Below are 26,105 nucleotides of genomic sequence, written 5' to 3' on the forward strand. Positions count from 1 at the left end.
CAGAAAAAAGTATCTATGTGAAACCAAATTTAGGCAGAATTAATGTGCCTGTCTTTTTTATCAAAACACCTATTAATAGAGGGATTTTTGAAGAGATCTTCGGCGAAACTTTAAAATCATAAATAAAAAATTATTTGGAGGAAATTACAATGAAAAAAATTATTTTATCAAGCTTGTTTAGTGCAGTACTAGTATTCGGTGGCGGAAGTATAACAGCATTCGCTGACGATTTAGGACCAACAGATCCAGCAACTCCACCAATTACTGAACCAACTGATTCTAGTGAACCTACGAATCCTACTGAGCCGGTGGATCCTGCAGAACCGCCAGTAATACCAACTGATCCAACAGAACCTAGCAAGCCAACCGAGCCTACAACACCGAGTGAGCCAGAAAAGCCAACAGAACCAACAACGCCAATTGATCCTGGAACGCCGGTTGAACCGACTGAACCAAGCGAGCCAACAGAACCTAGTCAACCAACCGAGCCTACAACACCAAGCGAACCAGAAAAACCTGTTACTCCAGAACAACCGAAAGAACCAACTCAACCAGTGATTCCAGAAAAACCAGCAGAACCAGAAACACCAAAAACTCCTGAACAGCCCACTAAACCAATAGACGTAGTCGTTACACCTAGTGGAGAAATTGATAAAACGAATCAATCGGCAGGAACACAACCAAGTATTCCTATTGAAACAAGCAACTTAGCGGAGGTAACACATGTACCAAGTGAAACTACTCCAATTACAACAGAAGCTGGGGAAGAAATTGTAGCAGTAGATAAAGGTGTTCCGTTAACCAAAACACCAGAAGGATTAAAACCAATTAGCAGCTCGTATAAGGTTTTACCTAGCGGAAACGTTGAGGTAAAAGCAAGTGATGGAAAAATGAAAGTATTGCCACATACAGGAGAGAAATTCACACTCCTTTTCTCTGTATTGGGAAGCTTCTTTGTATTAATTTCAGGATTCTTTTTCTTTAAAAAGAATAAGAAAAAAGCTTAATCAGAAAGAGTAATTTCGATAAATTTCTGTGAGGAAAGGAGGTGCTTTGCTTGTTTATTTTATTTACTACAAAGCAAAGTCATGTATTACTAAATGAATTAGGGTTTAATAAAAAAATTGACCTGGTACAAGGTATTGAACAGTTAACAAAAATCAATGCGGATTTAAAAAAATCGACGGATCGAATTCTAATTACGTATGAGATTTATTACAACGTGACAGACGAGAAAGCTTTTGTAAGAGAAACAATGACTTTGCCGGTAGTTGAGGAAACTGTCCTCCAAAACATGGTACAGACTGTAGAAACCAATGAAGAAGTAAGACAAGAAGATTTAGAAGCGTTTCTTCACCTGTTCAAAAGAAATGTGAGTAATAAGTCGAAGAGAATAGGCCGTTCAACAGGTTCTTTAAAAAAGAAAGCAGAAAAGCAACAAAAATCAACTGTGTTTACAACAATTTCTCGCTATAGCTATTTCTCAGTGGCTTTACTTATATTTTTAGCAGTAGGTGTTTTTACAGGTGCGTCATTTGGTTCTCAAAGTAAACCAACGAGCCAAAATGATTCTAAGTTAGAGGAACGATTAACACATTTACAAGAACAAGTGCATGAGCAACCACAAGTTGATGTTGTTGCTCGGTTTTTCTTATCCAGTCTGTACTCTGGTGAAGAGAGTGACAAAGCCACGCAAAAGCAAGTTAAAAAGTATGTTTCTGAAGGAGTACTCAAAGAGATTAAGGGGTCTAAAGAACAAATAAGAACGTTATTTCTTTGGGAATCAAAAAAAGAAGGGAACCAATGGCTCCTTACGTACGTCGTTACCTTGAAAGTGGCTAAAGAAGAAACTGAAATTCGTCAAATGAAAGTGGCTATGGAAAAGAAAAACAATAATTATCAAGTAACAGAAATTCCAGAAGAAAAAGAATTTACTATTAATGAATAATAATTAAGGAGGCAATTCTATGAAATATGAACGTCCATTAAAAAGAGAGTCACAAATCAAGGAGTTTGAGTTAGGCACGCACGCGGCAGTAATTGAAAAAGTTCAAAAAAAACGGTCTCAAAAAGGGAATGATATGTTTTTACTCTCTCTTTTGGGAAAAAGTAACGAAAAAGGGGTTTATTTTCTTACCTTCGGGAATGATTATACTGAAGATAATTTACGCTATATTTTAGCCAGTATCCAAGACAACGGTGTAGAGATTCCAGACGTTGATTTTGGCTATAATCGAGAAACTTTTGAATTTCTGAAAGGTAAAGATGTCTATATTCAGGTTGAAGAACAAGAGTATAAAGGGAAAGTTAAACATGCGGTAACAAATTTTTTAACTCAGGATGAATTTGAAGAAAGCGAAGAAATGGAGTTTTCAGAAAGCAATACTGAAGAAGATTGGTAAAATAAGTCATTTTTTAGAATATAAAAACTGAAGGAGAGACAAAACTATGGATATAGTCACAAAAATTATTACACTAATTGGAGGAATCATTGGACTTGTTTCAGCAGTTAGTATTATGTTTGGCGTCAAAGAAATTCGTTCAGGCATGTCGAATGATGATCCACGTACGCTTGATAAAGGAATAGAAAAAGTAGTTGTTGGTGGGGCCGTTATTTTAGCAATTGGTGGGGTAGTCGCCTATGTTATTACACAGGTAGGAGCTATTCGTTTTTAAAAGGAGGAAAAAATGAAGCTATTAGTAGAAATGATAGTCAATGGTCAAACTGAATGGGAAGTTGTAGAAGAAGAAAATGCGCCACAGGCAATTATTCAGAGTCGAGGAGACTTTTCATTTGATGAGAATGGAGAGCTCATTGTCAATGATGATGAAATAAGTTATACAGGCGTGTTTGAGGTTTGCGAGACTAACTTATTGGATTTCACTGTTAAGGAAGCAGAAATCCATAGATTTTATCACAAAAAATTAGAAAAGCTAGGGATAAATCCTCTAACGTTTGAAAACTCGCAAGAAATAGCTAACTGAGCGGAGGGGAAGCAATGAACATTCCAAAAGGAACGACCGATCAGCTATTTAAAAGTCTAGCTGAATACAATCCAGCAACGAATGAAGCCATGTCTAAAATAGCGAAAGTCCTAGTCCCTTTAGGAATCGCTATTTTAGGCATTCTTTTTATGATTGAATTATCGAATACCCAAAAGAAATTTCAATCAGAAGACGGTGGTTTGACGATCGAGTTATTAACTAACATTGCATTGAAATATGTGATCGCGTATGTCTGTATTATGGGCTCTGGCTACATTATTGATGGCATTGTCTGGTTTACAATTCAAGCAGCCAAATGGATTAATTCCATTGTAACAGCAACAGGAACCAGTGAAGCGATCCCACAAGTGGGGAAAGTTTCCTGGTGGGCAAAACCGATTGTAGGTCTATTTGAGGTATTTGCTTACCTAGCACTATGGTTATCGAGTGTGATAACGAAAATCCTTATTTTCTTACGAGGGGTACAATTGTATATGATTAAAGCCCTTGCACCATTGTTTGTGGCGTTTTTTGTCCATGATGAATTACGTTCGATTGCCATGGGCTACATGAAACAAATTATGGCTTATGCTTTACAAGGTGCTTTACTGGTTCTATTAATGGGGCTTATTCCAATTTTAACGGCGAATGATTACCTTTCGTTTGCTTCATTTGATGGAGGTATATGGGCGAATGCTAGTGCATTTGTACTTAATATCATGACGTATTGTGCGTTAATTTTAAAATATGTGGCAGTGATTATTCTTCTAGTTGGTTCACAAGGATTTGCCAAACGATTAGTAGGAGCGATGTAAAATGGCGATTAGTTCAGAATTTTATAAAGATCTATCAAAAGTAGAGAAAAAAATCTGGGGAATTACAGTCAGAGAATTTAAAGCGTATGTTTGCTTTGTTTTTATAGGGATATTTCTTTTGTTAGAAGTATTTTTTTTGCCTGATCTTTTATTTATGGTTTGTGCGCTAGTCACCTCGTTTGCGTTAGGGTGGTATCCCGTTTTATTAATGATGAATAAGTGGAAAGAAGTAAAAAGAGCTTTTTACTTACGCTTTTATTATGAGGAACGAACCTTTCAGGCTGGGAAAATAAGGAGGTATCAAAAGGATGAATTTGTTCAAAAAGAAACAGACGTTATCTAGTAACGTTGAAAAAGTAGATAAAAAAGTCAAAAAACGTGTACAGCAACAAGCAAATCCTACCGTACAAGATAGTATCTTTTATACGAGTCAGTTTGAAGAAGGGCTCATGCACATTGTAGAGGATGAGTTTTCTAAGTGCTATAAACTTGGAGAAGTGGACTACGAAATTGCTGTAGAAGAAGATCAATTAAACACGGTAATGGGGTATGCAGAAGGGTTAAATACACTAGACAAAAACTCTCGGTATCAGCTGTTGGTTGTTAATAAAAGAGAAGAAGAGTCGTTGATGGAAGACGTTTTATTGGCGTATCAGGGAGATCACTTAGATAACTACCGTCAAGAAATCAATGAAATTATAACGAAGCAGTATGAACAAGACGAGCGAAACTTTAAGATTGAAAAATATGCTATTTTCACCACAAAAAGTTCGTCCATGAAACAAGCCAACAAAGAGTTAGAAGGAATCATGCAGAACTTTGCCAATCGTTTTGAAGCCAACCAAATTAAATTAGAGGTAACCCCAATGACTGGCTTAGAGCGATTGTCTTTGTTCAGCTATTTTTTGCGCCACGGACAATATTTTGGCACAAGCTATCAAGATATTGCCGTATCAGGGCTAACGTCTAAAGCGTTTATTGTTCCAAGTAAAATCAAGTTTCCAAACAATAAAGCTTATTTTCGGTTAGGAGAAAACTACGCAGCTGTTTTAACCATTCAACAATATCCAAAATACCTAGAAGATAAGTTAATCAAAGAATTATGCGCTACAGGAAGAGAGCTAGCGATTAGCATTCCTGCCAGACCTTATGACATGATGGAAGCCAGAAAGGCAATACAGGGAACCAAGACATTAAATGATGTTGCCATTCAAAAGCAACAGAAGCAAAACTTCAGAAGTGGTGTTTCAGAGGATGCGATTTCAGGAGAAGCAAAGGAAATCCAAGAAACAACGAATGCGTTAATGGATGAAATAAAAAATAATGGCCAAAAGTTATTTAATGGCCTATTTTCAGTTTTCTTAATTGCAGAAACAGAAAAGGAACTTTTAGAAGCTGTTGAATCGGTGAAAAACGTAGGAGCAACCTGGCAAGTTGTGTTTGATACAGTAGACAATTACAAAGAAGAAGCACTCAATACAATCTTACCGATTGGAAAACCTTACTTAGACGTTGAAATGAGTTATATGCGTGATCTAACAACAACAAATATTGCTACACAAGTCCCTTTTACCAATGTGGAATTACAAAGCTCAACAGGTCAGTTTTATGGCCGGAATCAGTTGACGAAGAACATGATTACTATTGACCGAAAAAAAGATTTAATTACACCAAGTGGGCTTATTTTCGGAACGTCTGGTTCTGGTAAAGGAATGGCGACCAAATGGGAAATTCTTTCAACGCGTTTAAAATTTCCGAAGGACCGCTTTTTAATTGTTGATCCAGAAAGTGAATACTTACCGATTGGGAAAGAATTGGATGCAGAAATACTCGATATCTCGACTGGTACAAAAAATCACTTGAATATTTTAGGAATGGTAGACAAGCAGTTATTGGATGAAGAGGACCAGGAACTTGATTTAGTTAAAGAAAAATCTAATTTGTTATCCACTATGTTTGAATCGCTACTAAAAAGCTATACGGACGTGGATGCGGGACTTGTTGACCGTGTGACGTTGTTGACGTATGAACGCTTTGAAAACAAAGAGACAGAGCCAACATTAGTCGATTGGTTTAGAATCTTAAAAGAACAAACGGATGAAGGTGCCAAAGAATTAGCGAATAAAGTGGAAACCTATTGTGTGGGTTCACAAGATATCTTTGCGCACCAAACGAATATCGATTTAACGGCACCCTTTATTGTCTTTAATACAAAAAAATTAGATGATCGCTTGAAAAAGTTTGCCATGAAAGTGATTTTAGATCAGTTGTGGAAACAAGTAGTATCCGGACAAGGAAAAGTAACGTCACGTTTGTATTTTGATGAATTACAAGTCAACTTCACAACGGAAGAAGAAGCAGAATGGTTCTTAAATTTATGGGCGCGTATTCGTAAGTATGGTGCCGTGACAACAGGTATCACGCAAAACCCTACGACGTTATTAGACAGTAAAGCGGGGCAAAAAATGATTGCCAATAGTGAATTTTTGATTTTATTACGGCAAAAACCAATTGATTCACAACGATTAGTAGAAATTTTAAGTCTGACACCTGCATTGAAGAAGTATATCAATGATCGAGCCCCACAAGGAACGGGGCTAATTTCTGCAGGTGGGGTGGTTGTTCCGTTTGAAAATCCTATTCCAAAAGAAACACATCTATTTGAAATTATGAATACCGACGCTTAGGATGTGAGGACATGGTAGAAAATAAGCGTACTTGGAAAGAAAAAGTACATGTTGAAACTCAAGTAGAAGAGCGTCTTAGAAAAAATTCGACCTTAAAATCAAGAGAAGCGACGAAGTTGCAAAAAAAAGCATTAAAGACGACTAAAAAGGAGTTTAAACTTTCTAAGAAAAATTACAAGCAATCACTAAAAAAACATAAACTCACCTTGAAAACAGGGAAGGAACCATTAAGTATTAACCATTTACTGGATAAAAAGAAATTTGTAGAGCAAAAGAAACGCAAAAAAGCACAGAAAATTGCTTACAAACGAACGAAAAAAGTAGATGAAACGCGTGTCGTTAACCAAGTAAAAAGGGAAACCAAGGAAGGGTTGAAAAGAGAAGCGACGCAAAAAGTACGAACCACGTTAACGCAGGAAGATACACTGAATGAAGCAATGACCCTTTATGAAAAAACACAACAAGCTAAATTTAACATGCGTACAGCTTTGAAAACAGGAAAAACGGTTAAGAATCTTTCGGTGAAAACTGCAAAAGATACGTACGGATTGGGGAATCGCTTATTTAACTTTTCAAGAGGACGTGGGTTTCAGCGTACACCAAAAGACTTTACGTTAAAAAAACAACTTATGAAACAACTACGGAATCGCGCTATGCGCTTTAAAGCAGCAAAAGAAGCGAAGAAAGCCGAACAAGGTATTGGCTTGATTCGTTCTTTTTTTAATGGTCAGAAGACATTAGGGAAAGTCGCTGCATTGATTCTAAAAAATCCAATTTCTTGGGTTGTTTTATTGGTTCTTTTTCTTGTTTTTTTATTGAGTGGCGTTGCAAGTAGTACACAAAAACCAGCGATTGTTCAAGAAGAGGAAGATTTAACCGCTTCATGGACGTATTTTACTAAATTAGATGCGCAACATACAGACGATAACAACCAGTTTTATAGCAATATCGATGATGTTCTTTTCTACATGAATTATCGGTACGATGATTTTAAATTATTAGATATGGATTCCACTGGTACAAAGAATTTTGAAACGATTCTATCTGACTTATGGACGGCATTAAACGGAAAGAAACCTGATTATCAGTTGAAAACAATGCAAAGTTTAGAAACAGATAAGAAATCAAGTTATTTTATCGAAGAGGAACAAGCAAAGCATTATCAAGAGATAAAAAAAGAGTTAGGCTACCAAACATTGGATGATCTCCTTTCTTTTCCAGTAAAAACTGACGCTTTAATTGTCAATAAGCGCTATGGCTATGACAAATCAAAAGAGAAGCTCACCTTGTATCAAGGCATTGATGTATTGATTGAAGCTAATCAGCCGTTTCATTCACCAATGAACGGCCAAATCGTTTCGGTGCCTGATACAGAAACACTGGTTATCGAAAAAGAGAAAGTAGCTAGGTTAACGATTCGTGGTGTGAATACCCTTCGACTAACAAAAGGTATGGATGTTGAAGAAGGAACATTTCTTGGGAATACAAAGAATTCAACAGTTACATTCCAGTATGAAAAATATAAAAAAGAAACGAAAGACTGGTTTTTTGTAAATCCAGCCTTTTATTTTCCACGTGTAACCTACACGCAAACGACTCTTTTAGGAAGTGCAGATTTTTCTCCTGAAGCAAGTGTCGAAAAAAGAGCGCAAGCTGTTTATGATTATTTATCAAAAAAGGGATACACCAAAGAAGGAATTAGCGCGATTTTAGGGAATTTTTCGGTAGAAAGTGGCATTAATCCAAAACGTGCAGAAGGGGATTATTTGAACCCGCCTGTAGGTGCGCATGGGAATTCGTGGGACGAACCGAGTTGGCTTTCTATGGGAGGTCCGCAAATTTATGGGGGACGTTTTCCAAATATTCTCCATCGAGGACTAGGTTTAGGCCAGTGGACGGATACAGCTGATGGTGGTCGTAGGCATACGTTGTTATTAGACTATGCCAAAGGTAAAAATAAAAAATGGTACGATCTGCAATTGCAGCTGGACTTTATTTTTGACGGCGATGCACCAGGTTCACGAACAGCAGCAGACAATGTAGCAAGAAGTAAGGTGGCTGCAACTATTCCAGAACTTACTACTTATTTTCTAACTGTTTGGGAAGGAAATCCCGGAGACAAGTTAGGAGAACGAATTCAAGCTGCACAAAATTGGTTTACATTCTTTTCTCGATCGGGTACACCAATCGGTGGTTCTGGGAGTGAGGTCTTTGCGCAGTATAAAGAAAAAATGCAACCATTACCCACAGACAGAGAAACAAAAGCAGGACAAGGCTGGCCAGGCAATGCGTATGCGCCAGGGAATTGTACTTGGTATGTATTTAATCGTTTTGCACAGTTAGGAAAAAGCATTCACCCTACTATGGGAAACGCCAATCAATGGGTGCATAACTACAGACAAACACCAGGAGCGACACTTGAATCAACTCCTAAAAAAGGGGATGCTGTTATTTTTACAAATGGTGTAGCTGGTTCTAGTACGCAATATGGACACGTGGCTTATGTGGGTGCGAAACGTTCTTAATTGAAAAGATTAAGCACGTTCTCGAATAATAGATTTAGCAATAAATCAAGTTATAGAGAATGGAGAACTCTTATTTTGAGAATTGGAATGATGGGGTAACGCCCTGAAACGATTCCCCTAATCTCCGACATGCGTTTATCTCGTGCAAAAGATAAAGGTGTGAAGCTCGGTAAAGTCGGCTGAAAGATACCGTACGGAAATCTCTACGTGAAATAGAGAAGGTAAACGAAAGTGCCTTAGCGGTAAGGTATGTATCTGATAGGTCGGGGGTCGGAAAAAACTGAATAGGGTGAGAATGACTGAAAAGGTCTGACGAACCAGTGAATGTACGCTCCGAACGCCAGTACGTAGAAATGCGTATAACAATAAAAGTTGTATCAACTTGAGGAAGAGTAAGAATCTACGATATGAAATTCCTTGTTGTGTTACAGGCACAACCCAGAGTTGATGGAGTATAGCTAGCACCTAAGTTCAGATATAAGATAAAAATAAGGGAACGTTGAAAGCTAGAAGCGTGGAGGTCGCACAACTTGGGAAGCGTAGGAAGGGAAATCATAACCTTCCATAATTCTAGTGAGAGTAGTGGCACGACCGTTGAAGGTTTTGTAATGAAACTGGAGGAACAGCCACAAGTCAAGTTTATTTTGTAAGAAACTTAATCACAACTCATGGATTCTAGTAAGACTCAAAAGGTCACGAATCTGACGAGAGGAGTGATAAACCATGAATCAAAACCTTTTAGAAAAAACGCCCAAAAATAATAAGTTAAGATATGCAGAATATTATGGCATGATTGAAATTTATGACGAACTGTTCAATAAAAGTAATGAAGGTAAAATTTTCAAGAATTTAATGGGGATAATTATCTCAACAGATAACATTTTGTTAGCCTACCGAACCATAAAAAGGAACGGAGGGAGCACAACAAAAGGAATCGATGGAGTAACCGTAAAAGACATTGAAAAACTATCTCAATCAGAGTTTATTGGAAAAGTTCGAAATAGATTCAATTTCTACAAACCTAGAAAAGTCAGAAGAGTAGAAATTCCCAAACCGAACGGGAAAACTAGACCCTTAGGGATTCCTTCAATTTGGGACAGAATCGCTCAGCAATGTATTTTACAAGTATTAGAACCAATTTGCGAAGCCAAGTTTAATAAACATAGTTATGGATTTCGACCCTTAAGGTCTACAGATAACGCCATAGCTGACTGTATGTATAGAATCAATAAAAGTCATATGCAATATGTAGTAGATATTGATATTCAAGGATTTTTCGATGAAGTGAATCATGTGAAACTAATGCGACAAATTTGGACATTAGGAATTCGAGATAAACAGCTTTTAGTTATTATCAGGAAAATGTTAAAAGCACCCATCGTTCTACCAGATGGCACTATTAAATTTCCAACTAAGGGAACACCCCAAGGAGGAATACTCTCCCCACTTTTATCAAATATTTGTTTAAACGAGTTTGATTGGTGGATTGCCAGGCAATGGGAAGAACGAGAATGTAGCGAGCTTGTTCCACAATTTAACTCAAAGGGAACAAGACATAAATCACATGATTACAGAAAACTTCGTTCATCAACGACTCTAAAAGAAGTGTATATCGTAAGGTATGCAGATGATTTTAAGTTGTTTTGTAAGAATCGACAGGAGGCTGAAAGACTCTTCCGTGCCACGAAAATGTGGCTGAAAGAACGATTAAGGCTACCAATCTCAGAAGAAAAGTCGAAAGTAACAAACTTGAAAAAGAAAAGTAGTGAATTCTTAGGGATTACATTGAAAATGGTCAAAAAGAACCATCGGTTCGTCTGTTACTCTCACGTTGCCCTAAAGGCAAGAAAGAGAATCAAACGACAACTAAAGGATCAAATTAAACGGATCCAAAGAAAGAAAAGTAAAATCACTACTATTAGAGAAATCCAAAAATACAACAGTATGGTTATAGGCATTCATAATTATTACAACGTGGCAACACATGTATCCAAGGATTTTGAATCGATAGGGTCACAACTGCATAGAAGTTTTTACAACCGATTCAGAAATAAAGGATTGACCAAAAAGGGAAATTACAAGGGACATGATAAAGGGATTCTACCTTATATGGAATCAAAAAGAATTCAATATCTAGTAAACTATCCCATTCTTCCAATAGGATTTGTAAGAACAAAAACAATCAAAGGGAGAAATAAAACTCTTAATAAATACACGCCTGAAGGTCGTATACTTGTACACAAAAATCAACAATCTGTAGCAGAATGGAAAGTCCAATGGTTACGAGAACATCCAATTATTAATGAAAGAGCAACCATTGAATATAATGATAACCGAATTTCGTTATTCATTGCGCAAAAAGGAAAGTGTGCTATTACAGGTAACGAATTATTTCTTGACGATATGCATTGTCACCACAAGAAACTATGGTCAGAAAGTAAAGACGATTCATATAAAAATTTGATTTTACTTTCAAAAGAAATGCATAAATTGGTGCATTGTACCGATGAAGTAAAAATAAGAGAGTATATTTATTGGAATAAATTGTCAGATTCACAAGTAAATAAAGTAAATAAACTTAGAAAGCTTGTAAATAAAACAATCATTCTTCCATTATGCGAACAGATGCCCAAATATGAGCAATTAACACTTTTCTAAAAAAGTTAAAAGATTAAGCTAAATGATTACAAAATAAATTTGATGGAACGCCGTGTGCGGTGAAAGTCGCACGCACGGTGTGGAACGGGGGAAAAGTTGGAGATTATTTCAAAGACTTACCTATCGTTATAGCATGTAAACTCTGATGGAAGTTTTGTCATTTCTGAAATGAATGTCAGTGGTGAGTATTCCATGAATTGGCGTGTCTTAAAAAAAGAAGCAGGCGAATACTTTATGCGCCTAAACTAAAAAGAAAGGAACCAATAAGAACAATGTATAATATGGAAAAATTGAGTAGATACAAGAAAATTGGCTTTATTGGTGGCAGCTTACTGCTTATTGTGCTTATTTTTTTGATTGGGCTTAGTGTTGGGCAAAGAAAACAAGTAAAAGTCGAGAAAAAAGAGGAATTAACGACAAGTACGGTAAAAAAATTTTTGATTGCGTATTATACAAAAAAAGATCTTGGCGAAAATAGAAATCGCTATGAACCTTTGGTGACAAGCGCCATGTATAACGAATTAGTGAATGTAGAAAAACAGCCTGTTAATCAAGCGTATAAAGGCTATGTAGTCAATCAAGTACTTGATACGTATAAAATCTATATTGATACTGAAAACAACGAAGTCATTGTGGACGTCACGTATAAGAATACACAACGAACCAAACGAAATAATGATGAAGGAGCGTTGAAAAATCAGAGCAATCAAGAAGCAATGAAATTAACCTTTGTAAAACAAGGTGCTAATTTTTTAGTGGATAAAATGGCACCAGTAACACTTACCAATGAATTACAAGAGGAGCAAAATTCATATAATACACATGTAGTAACGAAAGAAGAATCAATAAAGGAGAGTGCAAACAGTGGGGAAAAGTAAAGTAAGTGAATTAGAAAAAAAGAAGGATCGAGTGGAGAATGAACTTAATAAAGCCAATGAACGTCTCGATACATTGAAACAGTCGATTGCTAAAAAAGAGAATGAATTGAAACAAATAGAAGCGGAAATTGTCAGTGCTCTATTAACAGAAAATAATTTATCTTTTAGTGAATTGACTGCGTTGCTGAGTGAAAAAGAAGCAGGTGGTGAAGCAAGTGTTTATAGGGAATAAAACAACTTATCGCTATGAACTTCTTTATTCAAAAAATATTAAAGGCGAGGCGATCGACTCTACCGCTACACTTGTTCGTTATGTGATTGGCGTAAACAACGATCTTATTAAGAAGGAAGAAGAAGGGTGGCTTTATGTCGAAAAAATAAAAGAAGGAAAACAAGAGGACCAAATCCTTTATGGCAAGCGTATAGATTTACCAATTTTAGAAGATAATCCTTATTTTCATGATCTTTTAGATCCGTTTGATACAAAAAAAGTGATTCCTTTTGTAGAACTATTGCCTTCAGCTGTAGAAAATCAGATAAAGCCAGAAGAAAAAAATAAAGAAACACAAGATATTGTAGAGTTAGAGAAAAACAACAAAACCACTATTACTACTGAAGAAAAGGAAACAACTGAATTAAAAGAGCAACCAGATGAAATGGCCGATAAAGAAACACAGAAGAAAATTCTGGAACAAAAGATTCAGTTTAAAAAAGACGAGTTAGCCACATTGACCGAGGAGATTGCGACTAAACAGGAAGAAATCAATGACTTAGAACAAAAATTAAGTACATTTTCAAAGAAGCCAGAGGGACTTTATTTATAAAAAAGAGTTTTTTATCAGCTAGTAAAAAAGCCTCTTCTAGCTAAGAAACAAGGATTACCACTTTTACTGTCAAAATGGTATACTATGAATGAAAATGGGGAGGATGTGAGAGAATGAATACAAAAAAATTAGCTGAATTAATCTATTCTGTGGCCCAATATGATGGGTACAACACGTCTATTCTGCAAACACAAAAAAACCTTTCTACAAACAAGGATGAGTGGCAATTTACCAATGAAACAGATCGCTATATATTTGAAGATTTAGTTAAAGCGATTCACTATGCTAGTCAACAAAAGAAACTAACGGTTGATGTATTCAAAGGAATTAATGCACAAATGGACTCTCACAAAGAAGGACAGCCTGAAAATCCTGGAAAATTGAGGGAAAAAGTCACTATACATGTTGGCGATTATGTACCACCTAGAACAGTTACAGAAAAAATGGTTCAACGAGAACTAGATGCAGTAACAGAAAATAGTGTAGAAGATGGCTGGGCGTTGTACGCTCGTTTGGCAAAACTACAAGCGTTTGATAATGGAAATAAGCGGACTGCCTTAATCTCGGCCAACTTATTTATTGGGTCTTTAACGGGAGAATCTTCTACTTATTTGACAATCCCAACTGATTTTCGAAGAACACAATTTGATGCCAATTTGATGTACTATTACATGGCGGATGACTTCGATGATCACATGCCAGACGTTCAATATTCGTTAAATGAATTTGTGCGTTTTGCCAAAGAATATACAGAAGCACAGCCAAAAAATAAATTTGAAGAGCGCTTGGAAGAAGCAAAAATACAACAAACTAATCAAAAAAAATTTAAAGCAAACCATTTAAGAAATAACGGAAAAACATTATAACAGAAAAAACATCGATCTGTAGATTGTAGATCGATGTTTTTTCTGTTTAATACAAATAAATTTTGACACTTAGTCCGCTTTAAATCATTAATTCAGGAGTAAGGAGTGGAAAAATGAACGAATTAAAAAAACAACGAGTTGTTCAAACTGAAGTTTATCAAGCAACAATGCGAGAAATTTCATATCCTTTTATTTTCGAGAAGAATATAATCGAGTGGTATGCTACAAATGAACAGTTGATTAATCAATTTGTAGTAAAACAGTTCGCAATTTTTGATCGTGAGAAAGCAGATATTTTGGAGATAGGTCTGGATCCATTGTTAAAAGGAAGCCAATTTATATCTGCTAAATCGTTTATTCCCGATAGCTATATGTATTATAATAACTTGAATAAGTTACTTGATCATGAAGTCCAAATTGTGATTGTACAAACAAGTAGTTTGCCAGCTGAATATATTATAGAAGTTTTATCAGATATTGCCGCTACAGCAACAAAATTAAGAATAATTATATTTGTAACGATTAATACTGAACCTAAAATACTTCCTATACTATCATTTACGCAAGTTAAAACTCAAGCAATCCTTGATGTCATTGGTTATAGGAAAAATGAACAGAAAAATACTATATTAATTGAACAAGTTTATGATAGGCTACTTTTTTCACTCATGATATAATTGTTATAAAAAGTGGTGATTTGGATGGTAGAAAAATTTTATGCTTATTATTATGGCAATAGAATAAATGCCTATGAAGCCCTTAAAAAACGAAATAGAAGTGAAATCGTTACTTCTCCAGTAGAAAAAGCTGAGTTATTTGATTCATTAGAAAAAAATGATCGGTATCCAGTTAAACCAGTCAAAGCGAGAAATAATATTGGTGTTCCATATTTTGCTTATTACTCAAATTATCGTCCTGAAGGAGCAAACGTAGAGAATAATAAAAACAGAGAAACATTTGCACATTCTTTATTTCAAGACGTATTTCTTAATCTGTCTACGTTTATAATTAGAGATGGGAAGACTTGTGTTGAAGTAAAAATTGATAGTGTGGCTGTTGATAGGAGAGTTTGGAAATCAAAGAAACATTATTTTATAGTTGATGTACTGTACAAACTAAAAGAAACCACCCCTTATAGTTATTATTATAAATGGAACGGTTTTCTAGCATTAGAAGTATGCGTTACAACCAGAGTTTTAAAGGAAAAAGTTGATTTTTTATCAGCTAAAGGATTACAAATTTGTTCTTTTTCAGTTCCGAAAAAAATAGAGAAAGAATTGAAAATATATGATAATGCCTCTGATGTTACACCAGTTGATGAACAGATTTACAATAAAAAATTTAATAAGTATAGATTCTTATTTGAAAGTAAACGTTATGAAGCATATTCAAAGTTGCTTGGAAGTGTCCTAACAAAACCGGAGTGGGAGGAGAAATATGTTCAGATGAAACGATATGAAGAACAAGAAAAAGAAATGTTAGAACGAATACAAAATGCGACAAATAATCTTGAAAAACTGAAATTGTTAGAACAAGAAGAACGAGATAAGTTACTATGTTTAAAGAAGGAAAAAGAAAATATTATTAACGAAATAAAAAAATTTAACAAGGAGAAGCGGAACTCAGAGTCATTACTTCAAGAAATTAAGAAGTTATCAGAAAAAAATGAACAGTTAGAAGAGAACCAAAAAGTATTAGTTAAGAAGAATGAAGAATTAACTGTTGAAAAACAGTTTCCAAAAAAACATCCATTAAAAGCTTTATGGCACTCTATTATAGGAAATGAAGGAGAGAATTGAGTGAATGATTAATAATGTGACATTAGTCGGTCGCTTAACAAAAGATCCTGACCTGCGTTACACACAAAGTGGAACAGCAGTTGGACAATTTACGTTAGCAGTTAATCGTAATTTCACGAATCAACAAGGAGATAGAGAAGCAGATTTTATTAATTGTGTTATTTGGCGTAAAGCAGCTGAATCTTTCGCTAATTATGCGCGTAAAGGCACTTTAATTGGTTTAACAGGACGTATACAGACAAGAAATTACGACAATCAACAAGGGCAACGCGTATATGTGACAGAAATTGTTGTAGAAAACTTTCAATTGTTGGAATCAAAAGAAGTAAACGATCAACGTAGAAGTAGTAAGCCGGACCAAGCGACTTTTGACAAACAAGCAACTGAGAAACCTGACCCTCTTGATCCTTTTTCTAAAGATGTAAGTCCGATAGATATATCAGATGACGACCTTCCTTTTTGAGATAGCTAAATTAAGACAGAAATACTTTTTATAAGGAGAATTTGAATGAAAATAGTAAAACAATGGTATTTTTGGCTAGCTGTAATTTTCGCCGTGTTACTGTATCAACAAATTACCTCCCCTCGTGAACTAACCGCCACAAGGTGGTTAATTATTATTCTTGTAGCGATTAATATTCCCTTACAGTTGTTTACGGCCTATCAAAAAAGTAAAGAAACAAAAAAAGACTAGCAAATTTTGCTAGTCTTTTTTTATAAAGGAGGAGATTTTTGGTGGAACAAAGAGAAATTGTACACCGTTATTATGTTTTAGGTACTAGTACTTTAGATAAAGTGTTAAAGGTGCTGCTTAATTTATCCAGTGATGGTGTATTGGCGCTAAAAGACAAGTTTCTTCCTTTAAAAGGGGAAAATAATTTGTATAAGCTAATGAATCATGAGGATCCACTGACTTCGGCGCAACTTCATGAAAAAGTGAATTTAAATAAGTTAAAAGAACAGTTGGAAGCCCAAGGGCTTCCTTTTGCGTTTAAAGAAACCAAAGAAGGGACTAACTTCTATTTTCGAGTAAAAGATACGGAACTTGCAAAGAAAGCCTTAGAACGCGTGTTAACGGATATTAAGAAGAACCCACAAATGATTTTGCGTAAGCCAAATACCATGACTTTTGATGAACGGTTAGCCTACACTGCAGCCAATAAAAAATACGTGGGTAAAATTGATCAAACAAAAACAATCACAAAAGGAAGGAAACTGTAATGCAGACGTACAAAAAAGAACTGAAACCGTATCTCTACCTTGGTATTTTTCTATTTGTGATTGGCTTTGGAATAGGAAATTTCTTTTGGCTGTTACCAGGGACAGACTATTTTTCAAAAACGAATTATCTCTTTACAAAAGATATTCTAACGTATATCGAACAAACTTTTTATCGGTTTTTTATAACACCAAGTCTATTAGGATTTAGTGCAGGAATACTTGGTTTTCTTTTAGGACTATTAATGTATGTGCGAGATAATGATCGTGGAATCTACCGTCATGGAGAAGAATACGGTTCGGCTCGTTTTGCTACACCTGCTGAAATGAAAAAATATGAAGATCCAATTCCTGAAAACAATATTATTGTTAGTAATCATGTAAAAATTTCTCTTTTTAATAAACGTTTACCAATCAAGCTACAAAAAAATAAGAATATCGCCATTCTAGGTGACTCTGGAGCGGCCAAAACGTTAGCTTTTATCAAAACCAATCTTATGCAACGACATGCCAGCTTTATCACAACAGACCCAGACGGTGGAATATTGCCAGAGATTGGACTTTTATTGAAAAAAGGCAAGTACAAGATTAAGGTCTTAGACTTAAACACGTTGTCAAATAGTGATACGTTCAATGTTTTTGAGTATATGCACTCCGAATTAGACGTGGACCGAGTTTTAGAAGCTGTCACCGAAGCAACAAAAGAAGGGGAAAAAACGACCGGGGAAGATTTTTGGATAAAAGCCGAAGGCTTATTGGTTCGCTCTCTTATTGCGTATTTATGGTTTGACGGTCGCAGAAATGAGTATACGCCACATTTAGGAATGATTGCGGACATGTTACGCCACCTAAAACGAAAAGATAAAAATGTACCTAGCCCAGTGGAAGAATGGTTTGAGGAGTTAAACGAGGCCATTCCTGACAACTACGCTTACCGACAATGGACCTTGTTTAACAATTTGTATGAGAGTGAAACGAGAGCCAGCGTTCTAGGGATAGCTGCTGCACGTTACTCTGTTTTTGACCATGAAGAAGTGGTCAATATGATTCGTACAGACACGATGGATATTGACTCCTGGAATGAAGAAAAAACAGCGGTGTTTATTGCGATACCTGAAACTAATACGTCGTTTAATTTTATTGCGGCGTTGATGTTTGCGACAGTCGGAGAAGTGTTGCGAAATAAATCAGACCAAGTACGTTTAGGAAAACGAGTACTAGAAGAAGGCAAAGAACTCCTACATGTCCGCTTCTTAATTGACGAATTTGCCAATATTGGCCGAATTCCTCACTTTGAGAAAATGTTGACCACGTTTCGTAAGCGAGAAATGTCGTTTACCATTGTTTTACAATCCTTGAACCAATTACAAACGCTTTATCGCAATGGGTGGCAAAACATTTTAAATGGCTGTGCGTGTTTACTATACCTTGGTGGAGACGAAGAAGAAACCACCAAGTATCTGTCTGCGCGTGCAGGGAAACAAACATTATCTATTCGGAAACATAGCATGAATAAAGGAAATCAAGGTGGAGGATCCGAAAATCGAGATAAATACGGGCGCGATTTGATTGACAGGAGTGAAGTTGCGCTTATTGGAGGAGACGAGTGTCTGGTTTTTATATCAAAAGAGCATGTTTTTAAAGATAAAAAATTCTATGCTTTTCAGCATGACCGAGCAGATGAACTAGCAACAGGACCGACTGATGATAAGTGGTATACGTGGCGCCGATATATGACTGATGAAGAAGCTATTTTGGATAAAATCTCGGCAACAGATATTATTGACCATGGAGAAATTACAAGTGAACTGAAAGAAGAAACACACGTTTAAAAAGACGTGCGTTTTTTATTTCAGAAAATAGAAAAAGGAGGAACAGAAAATGCCAATGACACATGCACAACGACAAAAAGTGTTAGAAGAAATTGAACGAAAAAGTATTGTGGATGTCTCAGAAAGTTTAGGAATAACACTTGTACGACAGGGACAAAGTTATATCTGGTCAGAGCACGATAGTTTTGTTTTAACCCCTAAGAAGAATGCTTTTTATTGGAACTCTCGCCAAGTTGGTGGTGGGAGTATTAAGCTTGTTCAAGTGATAAAAGAGTGTACACACGCTGAAGCATTGCAGTATTTACAGACCGTAGAAGCAGGGGCTGTTGAAACGTTGAAAGAACCTACTCCGACGAACTTTCATTATTATATGAAAGAACATACACAACAAAATGCCACCATTGATTACTTGCTTCAGGAACGTAAGTTATCAAGAGAAACGATTGATTTCTTTTTTGAACAAAACCTCATGGCACAATCCACGTATACAGATAAAGAGACCGGACAAAGTGAACCAGTAATAGTCTTCAAGCACGTTGGTCTTGAAGAAAAAATTAAAGGCGTTGCCTTACAAGGTATTTGGGAAAATAAGAAGCTACATGGCGAACGAGGACGGTTAAAGCGTGTCTGGGGAAATGGCTATTATGGGTTGACTGTTCGTGTAGGGTATCCACCAAAAATTGCAGAAGCTACGTCAGAAAAGCCAATCAAAATCATTGTTTTTGAAGCGCCTATAGATCTCATGAGTTATTACGAATTAAAAAAAGAAACGATTGGAGATGCGGTATTATTTTGTGCGAATGGACTTAAAAAGGGCGCAGTATCTACGCTTATTGCCAATGAAATTGGCTCTTATGTCAAAGAAGAAGAAAAGCCAACCGTCCTTGAACAATTAGAAAAGTCGAAACTAACAACGGAAAAAGTCCAACTCGTTTTGGCTGTAGATAATGACGAAGCAGGGAAGAAATTTATTCAACAATTTTCAAATAGCTGGTGTCCAATTACTCTTGACCAACCTAAACTAATTGAAGGAAAAAGTAAAACGGATTGGAACGATATTTTAAAGCAAATAAAGAATGAAATAAAGAAAAAAGAAGCAAAATTAAAGCGTCAAAAAGCAAAAAAACGATCCAGAGAAAGGAATAAAGAAATGTCTGAAAAAACACAAATGAAGCAAAAAAGCCAACCAGAACTAACATTGGAAGAGATAATTAAAAAGAAAGATTATCAAAAATTATCGCAACATTTGAACGACGGAATCAAAGAGTATTTAACAAGTGATACGTTTAAAAACTATTTAGATTTTGCTTCAAAATTTCATAAATATTCGTCAAAAAATATTCGTTTGTTGTTGGCACAAAATCCAAATATACGTCGTGTAGCTGGTTACAATGCGTGGAAAAAGTTAGATCGTCAAGTAAAAAAAGGCAGCAAAGCACTGTATGTGTATGCCCCTTATTTTAAAGATAAAGTCGATAAGAACGGGAAAAAAGTTACGGATGAAAATGGAGAAATTGTCAAAGAGACGCGCTATTTTTTAACGCCTGTCTTTGATGTAGAACAAACGACCGGCGCAGAGTTGCCACAGCTTGTTTATAATCTGGAAGAGAATCTTAGCGACGGTAAAACATTCACCAGAACTTACAATGCGTTAGTTGAGATTTGCCCAGTTCCAGTAACTGTCACGTCTATTGCAAGTGGTGCGAATGGGTATTATGATCCAACGAAAAAAGAAATTGTCCTCCAACAACATTTAGGAGAAGTGATGACTTTAAAAGTCTTACTTCATGAAATGACGCATGCCATGCTTCACCCAGATTCGCAAGCGATATTTGGAGATGACGTTTATTCTCGACAAGAATTTGAAGCGGAATCAGTTGCCTATATTGTCTCCCGTCACTTAGGGCTGGATACGTCCTCGTATTCTTTTGGTTATCTTTCTTCTTGGACGAAGCAAGGAGAAAAGTTAGAAGAATTTACGCAATCGTTAGAAACGATCACGAAAGAGGCGCGCACGCTAATTGAAAAAGCCGACCATACTTTATCCATAGAAAAAGGCATTCAACTTCCCCAAAATAAATTTGAAGAACGTTTATTGAATGCGAAGAAAAAAGAAACTGAAGTGGGAAAGTCCCAAGCTAACGAGCAAAAAAGGCAACAAAATGAACCAAAAATTTCTGCTCAAATAGCAAATTCTACTCGATTTTAAAAACAAATAATAAGAGAAAAGGAGAAAACAAAATGGACCAATTAACGGACGAAAGTAAATTTATTCTGACACAATTTTTCTTGGCAGACCCGCTTAGTGACCAACCAAGAGTCCACCAGAAAAAGAAAGAAAAATCAAAAGGAACGGTGCTAAAAGAACTGGATACGTTGATTCATGATTTTAAAGAAAAAGAATTAAAAATTGATTTATTTCCTTACGAAGAAGCAGCCACTTATTTACGAAAGTTGAAAGGAAATGACTCGTATTTGGTCTTTCTGGATGAGTTATTAGCCCCTTATCAATAGGAAAGAAAAAATAAAGGTCAAAAATGGTAAGTCGAAACGTCAATAAATGTCAAAGTGTAGCGATGGGGATTGGGGGAACCCCAAAAATTTGAACGACTCCTACCAGTATTTTTGGTAGGGGTCATTCAAAATATCGCAACATGGTACCATGTTGCTCCGCTTGCAAAAAGAAAGCCTATCCTTGGGTACAGCTAATTGTCAAACTAAGGAGACTACTTATTATGTAAAAGAAAGAAGAAACAATTATGGAGAATAAACAAAAGCTAAAACGACCTATTCAAAGAAAAATACGTTTTTCAAAAGAAGAAAATGAATTAATCAATCGAAAAATTGAAGAAAGTTTCTTTCCAAACTTTCAAAATTTTGCCTTGCACCTTTTGATTCAAGGAGAGATTCGCCATGTTGACTATTCCGAACTCAACAGACTAACTACCGAAATTCATAAAATTGGCATTAATATTAATCAAATGGCCCGTCTGGCCAACCAGTTTCATGAAATTTCGTCTGAAGATATTAAAGATTTGACCGATAAAGTACAGAGTTTAAATGCGCTGGTTCAGAGCGAATTAAACAAATTAATAAAGAGAAAGGAACAATCGTAAATGGTGTATACAAAACATTTTGTTATTCATACATTTGATAAATTAAACAATGCTTGCTCATATATTGAGAATGCAGAAAAAACTGAAGTTACGAATGATAATCCGTCTGAACACTTGGAACATTTATTTCAATATATTGTGAATGACGATAAGACGTACATGAAAAAATTAGTTTCTGGGCATGGCATTGTAGATCCAACAAATCCTTATGAAGAATTTAAATTAACAAAATTACAAGCAGCAATTCAACGAAAAATCGGGTACACATTCGATCCAAAATCAGAACGATTGCTTCCGCCAACGTTAACAGAATTAGAAAAAGGCAACGCCGTTTTAGCACACCATTTAATCCAATCCTTTTCTCCAGAAGATGATTTAACGCCAGAAAAAATACATGAAATAGGGTACAACACGGTGATGGAATTGACGGGTGGAGAGTATGAATTTGTGATCGCCACACATGTCGATAAAGAACATTTACACAATCATATTATTTTTAGTTCAACCAATTTAAAAACAGGTAAAGCCTTTCGCTGGCAAAAAGGAACCAAAAAAGTCTTTGAACAAATTTCGGATAAAATTGCAGCGAAGGAAGGCGCAAAAATTATTGAAAAATCACCGAAGCAAACTCATACAAAATATACAAAATGGCAAACAGAGTCCATTTATAAACAAAAAATAAAAAGTCGGTTAGACTTTTTATTAGAACAAAGTTCTTCAATTAATGACTTCCTAGAAAAAGCAGAAGCTTTGAATTTATCGGCAGACTTTTCTAATAAGTGGACGATCTATCGATTGCTTGACGAACCACAAATAAAAAATACTCGTAGTCGAAGCTTGTCAAAAAGTGACCCCACTAGATATAATTATGAAAAGATTATTGAACGATTGAAAGAAAATAAAAACGTTCTAACAGTGGAAGAATGTGTCAAAAGATACGAAGAAAAAAATGAACAAGAAAAAAATAATTTTGACTATCAATTTACAATAGAACCATGGCAACTGTCTCACAAAACAGAAAGAGGATATTATATAAATATCGATTATGGCTATGGTAATTCTGGAAAGCTCTTTGTAGGAGGGTATAAGGTTGATCCATTAGACAACGGTAATTACAATATCTATATTAAAAGAAATGAGTATTTTTATTTTATGAGCGACAAGGATGCTACTAAAAGTAAATACTTAACAGGGGCTTCGTTGATTAAACAATTACGACTGTATAATGGACAAACACCACTGAAAAGAGAACCTGTGATGCAAACCATTGATGAATTAGTTAGTGCCATTAACTTTTTAGCGGCGAATGAAATCGAGGACACAAGACAACTAAAATTATTAGAAGAAAAATTAGAAGTTGCTTTTCTTGAAGCAGAAAAAACTTTAGAGACTCTTGACGAGAAGATGTTAGAGCTGCACCAATTAAGTAACCTCTTATTAGAAAATGAACTGCAGGGAGATCCAGAGTTAATTCAGAAAAAATTGAAAACATTGTTACCAGACGCAACGCTTGCGGAATTTTCTTATGAAGATGTTCGAGGAGAAATAGAAGCAATTAAAACCAGTCAAACTTTGTTAGAGAGTAAACTGGAACGAACTCGAAATGAAATTAATCAGCTTCATGAAATACAAGCCGTACAGGAAAAAGAGCCAGAGAAGCAAACCGACATTAAGCCCAAACTATAAACTATCTATTGGTGAACGGAGAGGAGAATTTTATGTTAGTTTTTAAACGTATTTTGTCTGTAATGCTATTTTTACCTTTTTTTATTCTGCATTTACTTTTCCGATATATTGGAATTTTAACATTGCTTACTAGTGGATTTACCACCACTTTATTATTGATTATTGCTCGAGTTTTGGCTTTTCTTTTTTTAATAATACCAATTGTGATCTTAGCAACAGAAGAACTTAGAATCGAATGGGCAAGTTGGGTTGGTTGGCTTTTATTTGGATTACTTGTTCTGCTTTTTCATTATCTAGCTGCCTTGAATGAAGAATTAGGAGGCTGGTTTTTAGATTTTTCTGATTGGTTAAGAAAGGTTCCTAGCAAACTGTGGGCTGAATAATTGCTCCTATGCTAAAACGCCTTAACTTAAAAAAGCCAAGGCGTTTTATGGTATAATATACGAGATAGTAAAGGTTTATGACGGTGGCTAATCTCTGAAAAAGGGGTGATTGCCTATGTTGATTTTTGGCTATACTCCTAGAAAGGACTAGCTTTGACTATTTTTGAAGCGTTAATGTTTGCGATTACTTTTGCGACATTAATTCTAAAAATTAGTGATAAAAACAACAAAAAATAACCGTCAACTTTAGCCGAGTTTGGTTATTTTTTGTAAAAATATTTAACTATCGGTCACCGTCTTAAATGGTGCTATCATGAGGGCGTATGACTAGTACGTCCTCTTTACATGTCTATTATAACACATTCTCTACAAGAAGAAAGGCGGAAGCCTTTCTTTTTTTGTTTCTAATCAAGAAGATACTCGCTAAAAGCGAGTATCAGGTTTGTCTTATATTATGATGATAAGGCGTGCTGTAAATTCTCTCTTGCCATTGTCTGACTGTTTGTCTTATCCTTTCTGGTACTTCCTGACGGTTACGTTTTCCTTGTATTTGTGTAATCTGTTGATTTCGGTACTCTAATGTGAAGTAAGGCAAATACTTCTAAAAACGTGCTAGGATATGTGTCAAAAACAGCGGTTTGTCTTTTCTGTGTTTACCTTTTATCTTTTACATTTGTTTATGCTAGTGCGTTAAGCCACCAAAAGGAATCTTTTGAACGACAAAGTATGATATTAGCCGATGATTTAAAAGACCTGGTGAACCGTGACACGGTGGCCGTGCATAGTACGTCTTTATTTAAAAATTCGCCAGTATTTGTCAATAGTTCAAAGAATTATCCTATATTAAAAGAACTGGTTCCACCAAATGAAGCACTTTATTGGCCAAATCAGTTTTTATTTAGAACGTACACTGGTTTAAATGTGAACATGGAGATCTTTGATATTAACGCGTTGAGTAAAGAAGAAAGTGAGTTAATGAAATCTAATTATTACCATGACATTTATGTAAAAGATTCAGAAGTATTTGTTTATGTTAAATAATCCTGAAATAAAAGTAATATCAAGGAAATTGAAAGGCCAAGGCAGATACTGTAAAATAAAAATAGCTATTTCAGATTTAACTATTTTCTTACAGACTGAATGAATTGATCGTTCAGTTCTATGAATGATTATTTGTTAGAAATGAAAGGCTAAAATAAGTTATAACCTTAGAGACTGTCTCCCCCCAAGAGACAGTCTCTATTATATATTTAAATATATTATAATTTATAGTTTGAATAAAACAACATAATATTATATATGTTGTTTTTCGTGACAGTATAGTTTTAGTAAATAATATAAATCTAAAGAAAATAGGCTGATCGATTAACTCGATCAGCCTATTTTTGAGCGTTTTTGCTCAATGGATACTTATATTATAAAACAAATAATAAAGAAATACAAATTTTTACCTTTTATAAAGGTATAGACATATTTTATTTTCTCGTGATTGATAAATAATAAAAATTTTAGAATTATGCAGAATCCGAATAATATATTGACTGTTATTAACAAACAAAGATAGCATACAGGAGAGGGAAAAATTATGGAATCTAGGTTGCTATTTTTAAGAATTAAAAATAATTATACTCAATCTTTTGTCAGTAACTATATACATTGTTCTCAATCTGCGTATTCCAGATATGAGAGTGGTGCAACAATGGTACCAGTAGATATTTTAGTTAAGCTATCACTTTTGTATTCTACAAGCGTAGATTACATATTATGCTTAACAGATAACCCAGAGTGTTACACAAAATTAAATTGCATAACTATCTCTAATAGAAAGTAATG

General features: G+C 35.3%; 27 protein-coding genes and 2 pseudogenes. 28 read left to right on the plus strand and 1 reads right to left on the minus strand.

What is annotated here, in order from left to right; genetic code table 11:
• The 26 genes and pseudogenes from prgU to HMPREF2810_RS00235 form a co-directional block, all read left to right on the plus strand.
• Nucleotides 1-122: pseudogene (prgU, locus tag HMPREF2810_RS00110) on the plus strand (pheromone response system RNA-binding regulator PrgU); the annotation flags it as partial.
• A 27-nt stretch (nt 123-149) separates the two neighbouring features.
• Nucleotides 150-1,007, plus strand: coding sequence for a pheromone response LPXTG-anchored adhesin PrgC (gene prgC / locus HMPREF2810_RS00115; RefSeq protein WP_002367673.1), 858 nt, complete (start codon nt 150-152; stop codon nt 1,005-1,007).
• Between the two features lie 41 nt (nt 1,008-1,048).
• Nucleotides 1,049-1,948 carry a hypothetical protein gene (locus HMPREF2810_RS00120; RefSeq protein WP_002409287.1) on the plus strand — a complete coding sequence of 300 codons (900 nt, stop codon included), beginning with the start codon at nt 1,049-1,051 and terminating at the stop codon, nt 1,946-1,948.
• Between the two features lie 19 nt (nt 1,949-1,967).
• Complete coding sequence (locus HMPREF2810_RS00125) at nt 1,968-2,402, plus strand: hypothetical protein (protein ID WP_002365857.1); 435 nt, start codon at nt 1,968-1,970, stop codon at nt 2,400-2,402.
• A 46-nt stretch (nt 2,403-2,448) separates the two neighbouring features.
• Entirely contained in the window at nt 2,449-2,676 is a 228-nt protein-coding gene (locus tag HMPREF2810_RS00130) for a hypothetical protein (protein WP_002365858.1), read from the plus strand.
• 12 nt (nt 2,677-2,688) lie between these two features.
• Nucleotides 2,689-2,985 (plus strand): hypothetical protein, encoded by a 297-nt coding sequence (locus HMPREF2810_RS00135; RefSeq protein WP_002382798.1) that lies wholly within the window; start codon nt 2,689-2,691, stop codon nt 2,983-2,985.
• Between the two features lie 14 nt (nt 2,986-2,999).
• On the plus strand, nt 3,000-3,800 hold the full coding sequence (locus tag HMPREF2810_RS00140) for a TrbL/VirB6 family protein (protein WP_002382799.1): 801 nt from the start codon (nt 3,000-3,002) through the stop codon (nt 3,798-3,800).
• Nucleotide 3,801: 1 nt separating this feature from the next.
• Nucleotides 3,802-4,143, plus strand: coding sequence for a PrgI family protein (locus HMPREF2810_RS00145; RefSeq protein ID WP_002382800.1), 342 nt, complete (start codon nt 3,802-3,804; stop codon nt 4,141-4,143).
• A complete protein-coding gene (locus tag HMPREF2810_RS00150) occupies nt 4,109-6,487 on the plus strand; it encodes a VirB4-like conjugal transfer ATPase, CD1110 family (RefSeq protein WP_048942700.1) in 2,379 nt (792 codons plus the stop codon). The genes HMPREF2810_RS00145 and HMPREF2810_RS00150 overlap by 35 nt, the downstream gene beginning before the upstream one ends.
• Nucleotides 6,488-6,498: 11 nt before the next feature.
• Nucleotides 6,499-9,012, plus strand: coding sequence for a phage tail tip lysozyme (locus HMPREF2810_RS00155; RefSeq protein WP_048958093.1), 2,514 nt, complete (start codon nt 6,499-6,501; stop codon nt 9,010-9,012).
• Nucleotides 9,013-9,735: 723 nt separating this feature from the next.
• Nucleotides 9,736-11,670: a group II intron reverse transcriptase/maturase gene (gene ltrA / locus HMPREF2810_RS00160; protein ID WP_002367922.1), complete on the plus strand. Its 1,935-nt coding sequence runs from the start codon at nt 9,736-9,738 to the stop codon at nt 11,668-11,670.
• Nucleotides 11,671-11,942: 272 nt separating this feature from the next.
• A complete protein-coding gene (locus tag HMPREF2810_RS00165; protein ID WP_002382803.1) occupies nt 11,943-12,548 on the plus strand; it encodes a hypothetical protein in 606 nt (201 codons plus the stop codon).
• Nucleotides 12,535-12,780: a hypothetical protein gene (locus HMPREF2810_RS00170; protein WP_002382804.1), complete on the plus strand. Its 246-nt coding sequence runs from the start codon at nt 12,535-12,537 to the stop codon at nt 12,778-12,780. The genes HMPREF2810_RS00165 and HMPREF2810_RS00170 overlap by 14 nt, the downstream gene beginning before the upstream one ends.
• Nucleotides 12,764-13,372 carry a hypothetical protein gene (locus HMPREF2810_RS00175; RefSeq protein WP_002382805.1) on the plus strand — a complete coding sequence of 203 codons (609 nt, stop codon included), beginning with the start codon at nt 12,764-12,766 and terminating at the stop codon, nt 13,370-13,372. The genes HMPREF2810_RS00170 and HMPREF2810_RS00175 overlap by 17 nt, the downstream gene beginning before the upstream one ends.
• Before the next feature lie 113 nt (nt 13,373-13,485).
• Nucleotides 13,486-14,238: a Fic family protein gene (locus HMPREF2810_RS00180; RefSeq protein ID WP_002382806.1), complete on the plus strand. Its 753-nt coding sequence runs from the start codon at nt 13,486-13,488 to the stop codon at nt 14,236-14,238.
• 113 nt (nt 14,239-14,351) lie between these two features.
• Nucleotides 14,352-14,915 carry a hypothetical protein gene (locus tag HMPREF2810_RS00185; RefSeq protein WP_002382807.1) on the plus strand — a complete coding sequence of 188 codons (564 nt, stop codon included), beginning with the start codon at nt 14,352-14,354 and terminating at the stop codon, nt 14,913-14,915.
• Nucleotides 14,916-14,939: 24 nt separating this feature from the next.
• Complete coding sequence (locus HMPREF2810_RS00190) at nt 14,940-16,037, plus strand: hypothetical protein (protein WP_002382809.1); 1,098 nt, start codon at nt 14,940-14,942, stop codon at nt 16,035-16,037.
• Between the two features lie 4 nt (nt 16,038-16,041).
• Nucleotides 16,042-16,500, plus strand: a complete 459-nt coding sequence (gene ssb / locus HMPREF2810_RS00195; RefSeq protein WP_002382810.1) for a single-stranded DNA-binding protein — start codon at nt 16,042-16,044, stop codon at nt 16,498-16,500.
• A 45-nt stretch (nt 16,501-16,545) separates the two neighbouring features.
• Nucleotides 16,546-16,731 (plus strand): hypothetical protein, encoded by a 186-nt coding sequence (locus HMPREF2810_RS00200; protein ID WP_002382811.1) that lies wholly within the window; start codon nt 16,546-16,548, stop codon nt 16,729-16,731.
• 41 nt (nt 16,732-16,772) lie between these two features.
• Complete coding sequence (locus tag HMPREF2810_RS00205; RefSeq protein WP_002382812.1) at nt 16,773-17,258, plus strand: PcfB family protein; 486 nt, start codon at nt 16,773-16,775, stop codon at nt 17,256-17,258.
• Nucleotides 17,258-19,087, plus strand: a complete 1,830-nt coding sequence (locus tag HMPREF2810_RS00210; RefSeq protein ID WP_002382813.1) for a VirD4-like conjugal transfer protein, CD1115 family — start codon at nt 17,258-17,260, stop codon at nt 19,085-19,087. Before HMPREF2810_RS00205 ends, HMPREF2810_RS00210 begins: the two co-directional genes overlap by 1 nt.
• Nucleotides 19,088-19,136: 49 nt before the next feature.
• The gene (locus HMPREF2810_RS00215) at nt 19,137-21,296 is read left to right on the plus strand and encodes an ArdC-like ssDNA-binding domain-containing protein (protein WP_048942706.1); all 2,160 of its coding nucleotides are present in this window, start codon (nt 19,137-19,139) and stop codon (nt 21,294-21,296) included.
• A 32-nt stretch (nt 21,297-21,328) separates the two neighbouring features.
• Complete coding sequence (locus tag HMPREF2810_RS00220) at nt 21,329-21,601, plus strand: hypothetical protein (RefSeq protein WP_002382815.1); 273 nt, start codon at nt 21,329-21,331, stop codon at nt 21,599-21,601.
• Nucleotides 21,602-21,846: 245 nt separating this feature from the next.
• Nucleotides 21,847-22,203: a plasmid mobilization protein gene (mobC, locus tag HMPREF2810_RS00225; protein ID WP_002367696.1), complete on the plus strand. Its 357-nt coding sequence runs from the start codon at nt 21,847-21,849 to the stop codon at nt 22,201-22,203.
• Nucleotides 22,204-23,889 (plus strand): relaxase/mobilization nuclease domain-containing protein, encoded by a 1,686-nt coding sequence (locus tag HMPREF2810_RS00230; protein WP_010775552.1) that lies wholly within the window; start codon nt 22,204-22,206, stop codon nt 23,887-23,889.
• 32 nt (nt 23,890-23,921) lie between these two features.
• On the plus strand, nt 23,922-24,272 hold the full coding sequence (locus tag HMPREF2810_RS00235; protein ID WP_002414684.1) for a hypothetical protein: 351 nt from the start codon (nt 23,922-23,924) through the stop codon (nt 24,270-24,272).
• 452 nt (nt 24,273-24,724) lie between these two features.
• On the opposite strand, the pseudogene HMPREF2810_RS16175 reads toward HMPREF2810_RS00235, so the two are convergent.
• A pseudogene (locus tag HMPREF2810_RS16175) lies at nt 24,725-24,867 on the minus strand (PcfJ); the annotation flags it as partial.
• Nucleotides 24,868-24,998: 131 nt separating this feature from the next.
• On the opposite strand from HMPREF2810_RS16175, the gene HMPREF2810_RS00240 reads away from it, so the two are divergent.
• Both HMPREF2810_RS00240 and HMPREF2810_RS00245 read left to right on the plus strand, forming a co-directional pair.
• Entirely contained in the window at nt 24,999-25,313 is a 315-nt protein-coding gene (locus HMPREF2810_RS00240) for a hypothetical protein (protein ID WP_195805275.1), read from the plus strand.
• Nucleotides 25,314-25,857: 544 nt separating this feature from the next.
• On the plus strand, nt 25,858-26,103 hold the full coding sequence (locus HMPREF2810_RS00245; protein ID WP_002382821.1) for a helix-turn-helix domain-containing protein: 246 nt from the start codon (nt 25,858-25,860) through the stop codon (nt 26,101-26,103).
• Nucleotides 26,104-26,105 lie beyond the last annotated feature (2 nt).

The organism is Enterococcus sp. HMSC078F03, assembly GCF_001811595.1.
Classification (GTDB): Bacteria; Bacillota; Bacilli; order Lactobacillales; family Enterococcaceae; genus Enterococcus; species Enterococcus faecalis.